Annotated in this window: 9 protein-coding genes; 3 read left to right on the top strand and 6 right to left on the bottom strand. The window is 72.1% G+C overall.

What is annotated here, in order from left to right; all coding sequences use genetic code 11:
- Window positions 1–51: 51 nt before the first annotated feature.
- From ACFWBD_RS02485 to ACFWBD_RS02495, 3 genes are all read right to left on the bottom strand, one after another.
- The gene (locus tag ACFWBD_RS02485; protein WP_385662247.1) at window positions 52–3,789 is read right to left on the bottom strand and encodes a LamG-like jellyroll fold domain-containing protein; all 3,738 of its coding nucleotides are present in this window, start codon (window positions 3,787–3,789) and stop codon (window positions 52–54) included.
- A gap of 320 nt (window positions 3,790–4,109) precedes the next feature.
- Window positions 4,110–4,304 carry a hypothetical protein gene (locus ACFWBD_RS02490; protein ID WP_385661549.1) on the bottom strand — a complete coding sequence of 65 codons (195 nt, stop codon included), beginning with the start codon at window positions 4,302–4,304 and terminating at the stop codon, window positions 4,110–4,112.
- Between the two features lie 64 nt (window positions 4,305–4,368).
- Window positions 4,369–6,423, bottom strand: coding sequence for a bifunctional glycosyltransferase 87/phosphatase PAP2 family protein (locus tag ACFWBD_RS02495; protein WP_385661551.1), 2,055 nt, complete (start codon window positions 6,421–6,423; stop codon window positions 4,369–4,371).
- Window positions 6,424–6,755: 332 nt separating this feature from the next.
- Here ACFWBD_RS02495 and ACFWBD_RS02500 point away from each other — a divergent pair, with 332 nt between their 5' ends.
- Entirely contained in the window at window positions 6,756–8,435 is a 1,680-nt protein-coding gene (locus tag ACFWBD_RS02500; protein ID WP_385661554.1) for a DUF2330 domain-containing protein, read from the top strand.
- Between the two features lie 89 nt (window positions 8,436–8,524).
- Window positions 8,525–9,196, top strand: a complete 672-nt coding sequence (locus ACFWBD_RS02505; RefSeq protein WP_385661557.1) for an O-methyltransferase — start codon at window positions 8,525–8,527, stop codon at window positions 9,194–9,196.
- 33 nt (window positions 9,197–9,229) lie between these two features.
- Here ACFWBD_RS02505 and ACFWBD_RS02510 read toward each other — a convergent pair whose 3' ends face one another.
- Window positions 9,230–9,622 carry a hypothetical protein gene (locus ACFWBD_RS02510; protein ID WP_020126876.1) on the bottom strand — a complete coding sequence of 131 codons (393 nt, stop codon included), beginning with the start codon at window positions 9,620–9,622 and terminating at the stop codon, window positions 9,230–9,232.
- 117 nt (window positions 9,623–9,739) lie between these two features.
- On the opposite strand from ACFWBD_RS02510, the gene ACFWBD_RS02515 reads away from it, so the two are divergent.
- Complete coding sequence (locus ACFWBD_RS02515; RefSeq protein ID WP_385661559.1) at window positions 9,740–10,192, top strand: DUF1992 domain-containing protein; 453 nt, start codon at window positions 9,740–9,742, stop codon at window positions 10,190–10,192.
- Here ACFWBD_RS02515 and ACFWBD_RS02520 read toward each other — a convergent pair.
- Window positions 10,181–11,110 (bottom strand): hypothetical protein, encoded by a 930-nt coding sequence (locus ACFWBD_RS02520; RefSeq protein ID WP_385661562.1) that lies wholly within the window; start codon window positions 11,108–11,110, stop codon window positions 10,181–10,183. The two genes, ACFWBD_RS02515 and ACFWBD_RS02520, sit on opposite strands and share 12 nt — an antisense overlap.
- Window positions 11,111–11,115: 5 nt before the next feature.
- Window positions 11,116–11,820, bottom strand: a complete 705-nt coding sequence (locus tag ACFWBD_RS02525) for a hypothetical protein (RefSeq protein ID WP_385661564.1) — start codon at window positions 11,818–11,820, stop codon at window positions 11,116–11,118.
- Between the last annotated feature and the right edge of the window lie 97 nt (window positions 11,821–11,917).

An 11,917-nucleotide genomic window follows, 5' to 3' on the forward strand; every position in this document is an offset into this window, starting at 1 on the left:
TGGTCGGGGCAGGGGCAGCCCGCCGAGCGAGCTGCCCCTGCCCCCTCCTCGTCAGTCGCCTACGGTCTCTTCGATCTGCTCGGATCCGGCCACCGCGCCCGCCCACAGCCGAACGTCCGCGACACGGCCGGGCAGGTAGTGCCCCCATGCGTTGCCGGCGAAGTCCTTGCCGACCGCGAAGTCACCCGAGCCGATCTTGGCCGTGAACGCCTCGTCGTCGCCGTTCTGGACGGCCCCCAGGTAGAGACCGATCGTGCCGTCCTGGGCGTTGAAGACACCGGTCATCCTGACCATGCCGTCCACCATGGCGGCCTCGTCGGACGCGACCGCGCTGAACGTGCCGTTGGCGTTGAGCCGGCCGAAGCGCCAGAAGCCCACCGGAACGGTCTTCTCCTCCAGGGTCTCCTCGTCCAGCACGGTCTGCTTGTCCGTCAGTTCGTACCAGAAGCCCCAGGCCGACCCGTCGGCCGTCCGCTGTCCCACCACCTGGCCGGTGTAGCCGACGCTCTTGCCGACCAGCGCGGTGGCGTCCAGGGACGCCAGCGTCGTGACCGTGAACGACCCCGTGTCGTCCACCACAGGACCGGCCGTGGTGGCCGCGTCGTCCACCCCGTCCAGGACGATCGACTCACCGTTCAGCGAGGCCCCGCCGCCGAGGGTCAGCGACCGGCCGTAACCCGAGGTCGTGTCGGCGATCGTGGTGTCGACACCCCGGTCGGCCGACCAGTCGGCCACCAGTTCCACCCCGGCGTACCCCTGCGACGTCAGCGTCCGCGCGTCGTCCTCGATCTCCTCCGCGGACAGGGCCCGCTGCCACGCCGTGGGCTCGTCGATGCTGCCCTTGAAGTAGTCCACGTAGTTGTCCGCGTACAGCAGGCGGCCGATCTGGAACGCGCCGTCCGCGTGCCAGGCGGGCCCCGCGTCGACCGAGGCCTGCAGCTTGCCGTTCACATAGAGGTGGACCTTCTTGGCGACGGCGTCATGGACACCGGCCACATACGTCCACACTCCCTTGGGCGACGTGTTCGGCGCCGCCGCCTCGTGGAAGGCGCCGTCCGTGCCCAGCACGCGCATGCTCCACCGGCCGCCGTAGGAGATGATGAACGGGCTGTACTTCGCGGTGAACGGGCTCGTCGTCGCCGTGGACTGGCTGAGGACCGTGACGGTCTTCGTGGAGGCCGGGTCGACCCGTACCCAGGCGGCGACCGTGTACGACCCCGCCGTGTCCAGCACCGTGCCGGCCGTGACCGCATAACCGGTGCTGCCGTCGAGGGCCAGTCCCTTGTCCGTCACCGGCGTCGCCAGCGGCACGCCGGCGGCGTCACGCGTGATCAGCCCGCGACGGCCACGGTCGTCGCGGACCGCACCGCCGCTGAGGGTCGCGTTGTCCGCGCCGTCCCAGGTCGCGGAGTCCACCGCCGCTCCGTCGGCCTCGGCGAACTGCCACTGGCCGACCGGCTTCTCACCGTCGGCGACCACGAAGTCGACGACGGACTGCGCACCGTAGCGGCCGACGTTGTCCTTGGCCCGCACGTACAGGCGGTACGTGCCCGCCTTCGAGGGGGTGATGCCGACCGACACCGAAGCTCCCTTCTGGTCCGGCGACCACGCGGCCGTCGAGGAGAGCTTGTACTGGTAGGCGACGTTGGTGTCGCCGGTGGCGGCCGCGAACTTGAACGTGCCCTTCACCGCGGGCCCGCCGTGAGCGGTGCAGTCGTTGGCCGTGCACGCCGTGTAGGGGCTGCCGACGGTGATGCCGGGCGCCTTGGGCGCGCTGGAGTCCACCTTGAAGTAGCACCAGCCGGTGGTGGTGGCGTTCGACGGGCCGGCCAGATTGCTGGCACCGCCGTTGTAGTACGACCGCACCCAGGCCCGGTACCGGTAGAGCGTGCCGTCCGTGAGGGTGGACCAGGTCAGCGTCACCTTGGTGTTGTCGCCGACGTAGCCCGTCGACGGACGGACGTCGCCGTTGCCCGGCGTGGTGTCCACCCAGGTGCTGCCGCTCTTGCTGTCGAGGTCGTAGGCGATCCGCAGCTGGGCGTCCTTCTCGCCACCGGCCTTGGTCTGCGCGGTCGCGGCCAGCGCCGGGGTGGGGTCGGAGACGACCGCCGGGTCGCTCTCGGCGGTCTCGCAGACCGTGCCGGAACCGGTGACGATGCCGACGGCGCTCGGCTTGTCGGGCAGGCCGACGAAGTTCACGGCGAGCACGGCGTCGTTCTTGAACCGCTTCCACGCGGCGGTGTCCGACTCGTCGTGCGCCTTGATCTCCAGCGTCAGCCGGGAGAACTTGCCCGCCGCGAAGTTCGCCATCGTCGAGGTGAGGTTCTCGTTCGTCTCCTCCGCGTTGTCGTTGAACTCGATCGGCGCGTCCGGAGAGTCCGGGTCGCACAGCGAGCCACGCCCGGCCGAGACGTTCCGGTCCACCATCAGGTCCAGCTCCGCCGGCCGCGAGGACCACGTGGTCGCGGACGAGATGTTGTTCGTACGGACGAGGTCCACCCAGCGCGGGTCGCACTGGAACGCCCAGGGCTCGGTCACCCGGAACGTCGCGTCCAAAACCTTCTTGCCCTTCAGGCTCGCCGGCGAGAACTCGAAGTACAGCTTCTGCACATACCCAGGGCCGCAGTAATAGCCGTTCCAGGTACCGCACTTCCCGGCACCCTTGCCCTGGTCGTCATCGCCGTTGCCCCAGCCGTACGACTCGTAGCCGTCACTGCGCAACAACGTCCGCTCCGACTCACCCCAGGTCACCGTCGGGTCGATGAAGAGCGGGAACGCCGAGGCGTCGGTCTTCGTGAGCATCGCCGCGTCCGGCACGACCGACAGGGAGTCCTTGGTGACGGCCACGTCCATCCTGGCGACCTTGTCGCCCTGGCCAGGCTCCAGACCCGAACCGGACGGCGCCACCTCAGCAGGGTCGGCGGGCTCCACCGACTCCTCGGCGAGCGCCTGCGCCCGCACCGACTGAGGCTGAGCCCCGGCGGTCTCTGACGCCCCGGCGGTCTCTGCAGCCACGGCGGTCTCTGAAGCCTCCGGCGTCACGGCCGCCTTCGACGTCTCTGGCGTCTCTGGTGTCTCGGCCGCCTCTGGCGTCTCTGGCGTCTCTGACGTCGCGGCAGTCTCGCCGGCCGAGTCCCACATCCGCGCCGGCGGGGCCTTGAACACCGTGCGTCCACTGCCGTCGACGGCCACGAGATTGCCCGCCGCACCCTCGCGAACGTCCAGCCCCTGAGCCCTCAGCCCGAAGGTGAGCTTCTTCAACTCCTCGTTCGCCGCCGCCTCGGGCGTCTTCACCACGAACACCGGCTGGAAACTCTCCGGTGTGGCCGTCACCTGCAGGTCGACACCCGGCAGCACATCCGCGTACACGGCGCTCGGACCATCCAACCGCGGGGCCGGAAGCCTGCCCGGCCACTCCAGTTCCAGCGAGTTGCCCTGGTCCTCGATCCGCGCCAGCGGCGCCTTTTCGCCCCCCGCGGAGAACGCGATCGACACAGCGGCGGCCTTCGGCCCCACCGAACCATCGGAACGTCTCTCCAGAGTCGCGTCCGGCACCTGCCAGCCACCGCCCGCCCTGGCCACGCGCACAGGAACCACCGACTGCTCCAGCGTGAACGTGAACCCGTCGGGGTTGGCGTAGACCGTGGTCCGGTCCGTACGCTCCCCCGTCACCTCCACCCGCTGGCCGGACTCCTCGGCCTTTGCCAGCGCCTGCTGCCCCTCCGTCAGGGGCGCGGAATCCGCCTCCGGAGAAGCTGCCACAGCCTCCTGCGCGGGCAACGCCAGCATTCCCAGCAACACGGCCAACGCGGCCGTCGTCGCTCCCGTCCCCCTGCGTCTGCCGCGTCTACGACGTCCGAACGCGCCTGAACCACCCCGTGCCGAAAGCACTGAACTCCGCCCCCCAGAGTCAGAAGATCTCGAAAAAGTAAGCGAATTCAAACCCCTCTCTCACTCAGCGTCAAGGAACTATCGCTGTACGCAATGCCCACTTGACGCACTAAAGCCGGTCAACTGCCTCTTGGGAAATACGCCCTCGACGGATCGACGTCCGCGCAGAGCGTGAAATGAAAGGAGGATGAAAGAAAGAGGAAAGGGAACGACAGCCTCTAGCCGTTAACGGCCATCACCACGTAGAGGCCCGCGATGACCGCGAGCACGCAGACGACGGCCAGGACGATCAGCACGAGGCCGATCAGGCCAGTCGCGCCGACGATCGCCATCCACCCGGCGCGTTCCGCGCGTTCGGCCTGCTGGACCGCGTCGCGGTAACCGCTGTCGTCGTTCCAGTCGCGATCCGTCATGATCCCCCCGTGTCCACCCGCTGATTGTCCCACTGCGCCGGTCAAGCCTGGGCCCGAAGAGTGATCATCTCGGTGCCGGGTCCCTCTCAGGCACCGCGGGCTCGGCGGCCCTCGTCACCGCCGTCGCCGTGGCGAACCGCGCCCGCGGGCCCATGAGCAGGTACGACAGGCCGAAGCCGCCGCCCACCACGAGCGCGCCGCCGGCCGCGTCCAGCACCCAGTGGTTGCCGGTCGCCACGATCGCCGACACCGTGAAGAACGGGTGCAGCAGGCCCAGCGCCTTCATCCACCACTTCGGGGCGACGATCGCGATGACCAGCCCGCACCACAGGGACCAGCCGAAGTGCAGGGACGGCATCGCCGCGTACTGGTTCGTCAGCGCGGTCAGCGTCCCGTAGTCCGGCTCGGAGAAGTCCTGGACGCCGTGGACCGTGTCGATGACGCCCAGGTTCGGCATCAGGCGGGGCGGGGCCAGCGGGTAGAGCCAGAAGCCGACCAGGGCCAGCAGGGTCGCGAAGCCCAGCGAGGAGCGGGCCCAGCGGTAGTCGACCGGGCGGCGCCAGTACAGGAGGGCGAGGACCGACAGCGGCACCACGAAGTGGAAGGACTCGTAGTAGAAGTCGAAGAAGTCCCGCAGCCAACCGACCTTCACCACCGCTTGGTTGGCCCAGTGCTCGATGTCGATGTGCAGGAACCGCTCGATGTCGAGGATCTGCCGGCCGTGGTCCTCCGCGCGGGCCCGTCCGCCGGTGTTCGTGCCGCCGGTCGCCCCCAGCCGGACCTGCTGGTACGCCGCGTACGTCACGCGGATCAGCAGCAGCTCGAGAAGGAGGTTCGGGCGGGTCAGCACCCGCTTCGGGAAGGGAAGCAGCGGTACGTGCTTCCAGCGCGTGGGGACCGGCCGCGCGTACTCCGTCGGAATGGGCGTGCGGTAGTACGGGGACGTACGCGCCAGGAACGGGACGACCGTGGCCGCCGCGACCGCCGCGAGCAGCACCGCGTTGTCGCGCAGGGGGTACAGGGCCGCCATGTTCGGCAGCATCATCTTCGCCGGGAGGGTCATCACCAGGATCACCGCCACCGGCCACACATAGCGGTCGGAGGCGCGCTTGCCGACCTGCCCCACCACGGCCAGGAGGACCCACAGCAGCTGGTGCTGCCAGGTCGTGGGCGAGACGACGATCGCCGCGCAGCCCGTGAGGGCGACCGCCAGCAGCAGCTGACCGTCGCGGGCGTAGCGGACCGACCGGCGGACGCCCAGGGCGGCGACGGCCGCGCCGAGCGACAGGAACAGGCCGATTTCCAGCGGGCCGGAGAAGCCGAGGCGGAGCAGGGCGCCGTGCAGGGACTGGTTGGCGAGCGCGTCGGCCTCGCCGCCGAGACCGACGCCCGCCATGTGGTGCACCCAGTAGGTGTACGAGTCGTGCGGCATCGCCGCCCAGGCGAGCGCGGTGACCGCGGTGAACGAGGCGCCGGTGGCGGCCGCGGCGCGACGGCGGCCGGTGAACCACAGCAGCGCGGCGAAGAGCAGGACCGTGGGCTGGAGGGCCGCCGCCAGGCCGATCAGGGCGCCGGCCACCCGCCAGTCCCGTACGACGAAGCAGCCGAGCAGGACCAGCAGCACCGGGATGATGCTGGTCTGGCCGAGCCAGAGTGTGTTGCGCACCGGCAGCGACAGCATCAGCAGACTGATCGCGACGGGCGCGGCCAGCAGCGCCGTCCGTCTGCTGACCGGCTGGGGCAGCGCACGCGCCACGACCAGGCCCAGGGCGGCTACCAGCAGCAGCGTGCCGAAGGTCCAGCCCCAGCCCAGGGCCTGTTCGGCCGCCCGGGTGAGGGGTTTGAGGACGAGCCCGCCGAAGGGGGTGCCCGTGAAGCGCGTGGAGTCGTAGAGCGAGCCGTTGACGTGCAGCACGCCGTTCGGTCCGACCCAGGTCTCCAGGTCCGTCAGCCGTTCTCCGCGCGGGGTGCCGAGGACGACGGCCACCTGGCGCACGGCGAGTACCGCCGCCACCAGCCAGAGGCCGAGGCGGGCCACGCGCAGCCGCGTCCTCGCCGTGTCGGCCGCCGTAGACCCGAAGGCCTCCGCCGGCCGCCCGCTGTGCTCCGCATTCGCCACGCCTCGCCGGCCTCCCGCCGCGTCGTCCCACGCGTCCCGTGCACGAAGTGTCCTACCGAACCCTACGAGGCTCGAACCGCCCCCGGACAGAGACGCAGGCCACCCCCGCTTCACCTGACGTCCGCTCTCCTTTTGTCCGGAAGACGATAGTGGTCCCGGGGCCCGGCCGTTTCCACGCCGCTGGCATGCGAGACGGATACGGGACGGTCAGGGGGCGGGCGGGGGGCGGGATTTGGATCAGGCCGCGAACGGAACGGGGGCTTCAGCCGTACCGTCGTTGCCACCACAATGCGCGCTGGCGGGTACGGAGAGTGCTGGAGGGGATACGAGGCATGGTCGGTTTCCTGCGGGGACGGCAGGCGCGGCGGAAACGGATACGCGGGCGGATCACGGCCGTGCTGCTCGCTCTGCTGGCGATCCAGCTCGGTTCGCTCGTCGCACCGGCCTACGCCTGCGGCTGCGGCGCGCTGCTCCCGGCGGACCAGCGGCAGATCGTGGTCGGCCGGGAGGTCTCCGTCGTGCGCTGGGACGGCGCGCAGGAACAGATCGTGATGCGGCTGACGGTCGACGGGGACGCCGACCGGGCCGCCTGGATCATGCCCGTGCCGCACCGGGCGACGGTCGGACTCGGCGACCCGGAGCTGTTCGGCCAACTGGCCGCGGCCACGGCACCCGTGCACCGCACACGCCACCACTTCTGGCCGCAGGACGGCGACTGGCCGCTGACCACCGGCGGCGACACGGCGGGCCCACCGCTGCCCGGGGCGGGACCCGGCGTCGGCGTGATCGGACGCGAGCGGCTCGGCCCGTTCGACGTGGCCCGGCTCACCGCCACCGATCCGGGTGACCTAGACGAGTGGCTGCGCGCCAACGACTTCACCCTCCCGGGTCCCCTCGAGACCGCGCTACGGCCGTACGTCGACCGGCGCTGGGAGTACGTGGCGGTCCGGCTGACCCCCGAGAGCACGGGGACCGCGCTGCGCGGCGAGCTCGAGCCGCTGCACCTCACCTTCGCCGCCGACAGCCTCGTCTACCCGATGCGGCTGTCCCGGCTGGCGGCCACCCCGCAGTCGCTCGGCCTGTACGTCCTCGCCGCCCACCGCATGGAACCGGCCTCGCCGATCGGCGGCGAGCGGCCCCGGGTGACGTTCGCCGGGCCGCTCGGCAGGGCGAAGGGGCCACTGGCCGAGCTTGCGGAGGGCGCCCCGTTCCTGACGGCCGTCGCCCAGGAGTTCCCGCGGCCCTCGGAGATCTCCGGGGACATCGAGCTGCGCCGGGCGGCGACGGACACCGCGTACCGGCAGGTGATCTACGAGGACCGGCTGCTCGCGCTGGCCGGGATCCCGGTGTGGCTGCTGACGGTCGTCGGCGGACTGGCCGTCCTGAACACGGTCGCGGTCGTGGTGGGCATCCGCTGGGGCCGGGCCCGCCGGGCAACCCTGCCCCGCCCCCGACACGCGTCGGGCTTCCAGCCGACCCCCACCCCCGAAACCTGGGCGGCGCCGACGCCCGCGAGGCCAGGGGCGGCACCCGCGATGCCGGGCTCGGCCGTACGGGGGCCGGGGAAGCTGCCGGGGCCGGCGGCGGCGCCGAGAGCGGCAGGGGCGGAGGCAGCGCCAGGGGCGAAGGCGGTGGCAGCGCCAGGGGCGGCGCCGGCACCGGGGACGGGTGTCGCCGGCCTCACGGCATCGTCCGCGTCTGCCGGTGTGTCCTCGGCGCCCCCCGTGCCCCCACGGCCGCCGTCCCTCCCCCGCACTCCCCCTCGGCCCGCGCGGCCGCCCGTCACCGCTCCTCCCTCTCCTCGCACCCCTCCCCCTCCCGCCCACGCCCCCGCCCCCGCCTCCGCCCACGCCCCTGCTCCCGTGCCGCCGAAGCCGCCCGCGCCGCCCCGGACGCCGCCCGTGCCCTCCGCGCGCCCCACTCCGCCCGCTTCGCCCACTCCGCCCACGCCCCGTACCGCGCCTTCCGTGTCCTTCGCGCCTCCCGCCGCGCCCCCTGCGCCGAACGGCTGAAAGCCCCGGCCGGGGATCCGGGGAGCTCGACTTAGCATTCGGGACGAGACATACCGCCGGATATGTCAGGTACACGAGAGGCAGAGCGCATGAGCGAGTCGCAGGCCTGGGACGCCGTCGACGCCTACTTCACCGACCATCTCGCCCCGGACGACGAGGTGACGGCGGCCGCGCTGCGCGACAGCGAGGCCGCCGAACTGCCGCACGTCAACGTCACGGCGAACCAGGGCAAGCTGCTCCAGCTGCTCGCCGAGATCCAGGGGGCCCGGACGGTCCTGGAGATCGGCACGCTCGGCGGCTACAGCACGATCTGGCTGGCCCGCGCGCTCCCGGCCGACGGCCGGCTGATCTCGCTGGAGTACGACCCCCGGCACGCGGAGGTCGCCACCCGCAACATCGCCCGCGCGGGCCTCGACAAGCTGGTCGAGGTGCGGGTCGGGCCGGCCCTGGAGTCACTGCCGCTGCTGGCCGACGAGAACCCGCCGCCGTTCGACCTCGTCTTCATCGACGCCGACAAGGTCAACAACGCCCACTACCTGGAGTGGGCGCTGAGGCTCACGAGTGTGGGCAGTCTGATCGTCGTCGACAACGTCGTACGGGGCGGCCGGGTCGTGGAAGCGGACAGCGACGCGGGGGACGTGGTCGGCACCCGCGCCGCGATCGAACTGATCGGCTCGCACCCGAGGCTGAGCGGCACGGCCATCCAGACGGTGGGGGCGAAGGGCTACGACGGCTTCGCGCTGGCGCGCGTGCTGGCCTAGCCGCCCAGCCCTCCCCCGCTCCCCCGGAAGCTGTCACGCCTCGTGATAGAAGCCCACGTTGACGCTGCGCGGCCCGGTGCGATCGAGGACGATGATCTCGCCGGAGCCGCCGCGCGCCAGCGGCATGGTCCCGCCGTAGGCGAGCGGCTGCGCGTACTGGCCGCTCACCAGCCGCACCTCGGAGGACGGCTCGTCCTGCGAGCCGCGCAGCCACGAGACCTGCCAGGTGCCCTCGGGGCCGCACAGGAACTCCAGGTGCACCCGGGAGACGAACAGCCAGTCGTCAGGGGTCGCGAGGCGGCACACGGACTTGTCCCGGCCCACCCGGAGCACGGCACCCGGGTCGCTGGGCGAGTCGGCCATCAGCATGCCGGCCGTGGCGCCCTCTTCCGTCCCGGAGACGGTGGCCATGGTGAGTTCGAGCACGTGCGCTCCCCTTGAGGTGTCTTTGACATGCCTGTCGGCGTCCTGGGTCCTAAGTGTGCTTGTACAGCGGCCGCATGATAAATCGCCCGGCCCCACCGCGTCCGGCACAATGGACGCATGACCGAGCGAAAGCCACCGGGTGTCCCGTTCGAGTCCTGGGTCGACAGGCAGATCCGTGAGGCGGAGCGGCGCGGCGAGTTCGCCCAACTTCCGGGCGCGGGAAAGCCGTTGCCGGCGGGTGCGGACACCACGTACGACGAACTCTGGTGGATCAAGCGCAAGATGGCCCGCGAGGGCCTCTCGGTCCTGCCACCGACGCTCGCCCTGCGCAAGGAGGCGGAGGACGCGCTCGCGGCGGCCTACGCGGCGCCTTCGGAACGCCTCGTCCGGAAGATCATCACGGACGTCAACGTCAGACTGCGCGACATGATGTTCAAGCCGCCGCCCGGCCCCCCGCTGGGCATGAAGCCGTACGACGTCGAAGCGGTCGTACGGGAGTGGCGGGAGCGCCGGGCGACGGCAGGTGGGTCGGCCGCGAGGACCGAAGGGGCCGAGGGCTCAGAGGTGTAGCAGCCGCTCGGTCAGTTCGCGGTAGTCCCGCAGGGCCAGCCGGAGCTGTTCGGTGTCGGTGGCCGTCGCGGCCGTCTCGGAGCGGTCCTTGCCGCCCTCCGCCGACTGCCAGGACCCGCGCAGGGTACGGCGTCGCCGGTCCACGGCGTCCGTGAAGCGCGCGGCGAGGTCCTCCAGCACCTGGTCGGCCTCCGCGACCGCGTCGCGCGGGCCGTCGACGAACCCGACGACCGCGTGCCGCATGCGCGAGGCGATCCGGTCGCACTCGTCGTCCGGCAGGAGAGACTCGCCGTGACCGGCGTGACTGCCGTGCTCGGCGGCGGCCGTCGTCGGTTCGCGGCCCGTGACGGTGTCCACCGCGCCCGCGTCCCGGTGCCGGGGCGTCGCCCCTTCGCCGGAGGCGCTGAGCGGGCCCGCGTCCCGGCCTGCGCCGGCCGCGCGACCGCGGGCCGCTCCGCCCGCGCCGAGGTCGGAGCCGAACGGTGTCGGCTCGGCCACGGCTGCCGTCCCGCGCGGCTCCGCGGACGTCCGTCCCCTCTCCCCCGGCAGGACGGTCTCGCCCGGCAGAGCGGCCTCACCCGGCGGGACGGCCTCACCCCGCGGGACGGCCTCGCCGGTGCGCGCGCTCTCGCCGGTGCGTACGGCCTCACCGGGCCGTACGGTTTCGCCGGTGCGTGCCGCCTCGCCGGTGCGCGCGGCCTCGCCGGTGCGCGCGGCCTCGCCGGTGCGCGCGGCTTCCGCGAGCCTTACGGTCTCGGCGGCCCGTGCGGTGTCGCCGGACTTCTCCGCTCGGGCTCGGTCGGCAGCCGGCCGGCGGTTCTCCGGGTTCACGCCCGGGATCGCGTCCGGGTTCACACCCGTGTCCCGCGTCGTCTCACGCGTCGTGTTCGGTGTCGTGTTCGGTGTCAGGTCGGGCATGTCGGTCAGCTCTCCTTCGCCTGGTGCCGGTGGAAGCCCCGCGGCAGGTGGTGGGCGGAGCTGGAGCCGCCCTGGCTCACGCTCTCCTGCGTCCGACGGCGGCCGGCGTCATGGGGGGCGTCGCCGAGCAGGTCGTCGAAGAGGTCACGGGCCTCGACCATGGCGGCCCGCAGGTCCTCCGTGCCGGGTGCGCCCGACGTGCCGGTCGTGCCGGTCGTGCTCGCGTCGTGCGTGCCGACGCCGTTGGCGCGTACACGTGCGACACGGTGGACCCGTCGATAGCCGTGGACATGGTGCGCGTGGTGGACGGAGAGTGCGGCGAGCTGCTCCTCGTACTGGTCGCCGTCCGGGAAACCCCGGGCGCCGGCCACTTCGGCGAGCAGACGGTCGGCCTCGGTGACCGCCTGCTGGGGCGAGTCGACGAACCGCTCCTGCGCGGCCGCCCAGCGGGCCTCGAACCTCTCGCGCTCCGCGGGCTCCAGCGGGCGCTCGCGCAGCCCGCCGTGCCGCTCCACCAGGGCGTCGAGCTCGCGCTCGGCGGCCTTGACGTCCCCGTCGTGCCGGGCCACGGCACGGTCGTACTCGGGCCCGAAGCGACGCTTCAGACCGTGTCCGCCGTGCGAGCCGCGGGCCCGCACGGCCAGGACGGCCGCGACGACGACGATGGCCGCCACGATCACGATCAGAGCGATGATCACTCCTGTGGACATGCCTTGCCTTCCGATGTGTCGGCCCCACGGGCCGGTTCACAGGTCGGGTTGCCCGGACCGCCCCTCCCAAACGGCCTCCGCACCGCCCCTCCCGAAC

Source organism: Streptomyces sp. NPDC060002, assembly GCF_042737245.1.
Lineage (GTDB): Bacteria > Actinomycetota > Actinomycetes > Streptomycetales > Streptomycetaceae > Streptomyces.

What these genes read in the sequence shown, in the direction of transcription:
- ACFWBD_RS02500 (WP_385661554.1), top strand. Translation starts at nt 6,756, where the DNA reads ATGGTCGGTTTCCTGCGGGGACGGCAGGCGCGGCGGAAACGGATACGC.
- ACFWBD_RS02525 (WP_385661564.1), bottom strand. Translation starts at nt 11,820, where the DNA reads ATGTCCACAGGAGTGATCATCGCTCTGATCGTGATCGTGGCGGCCATC.
- ACFWBD_RS02485 (WP_385662247.1), bottom strand. Translation starts at nt 3,789, where the DNA reads ATGCTGGCGTTGCCCGCGCAGGAGGCTGTGGCAGCTTCTCCGGAGGCG.
- ACFWBD_RS02520 (WP_385661562.1), bottom strand. Translation starts at nt 11,110, where the DNA reads ATGCCCGACCTGACACCGAACACGACACCGAACACGACGCGTGAGACG.
- ACFWBD_RS02505 (WP_385661557.1), top strand. Translation starts at nt 8,525, where the DNA reads ATGAGCGAGTCGCAGGCCTGGGACGCCGTCGACGCCTACTTCACCGAC.
- ACFWBD_RS02515 (WP_385661559.1), top strand. Translation starts at nt 9,740, where the DNA reads ATGACCGAGCGAAAGCCACCGGGTGTCCCGTTCGAGTCCTGGGTCGAC.
- ACFWBD_RS02490 (WP_385661549.1), bottom strand. Translation starts at nt 4,304, where the DNA reads ATGACGGATCGCGACTGGAACGACGACAGCGGTTACCGCGACGCGGTC.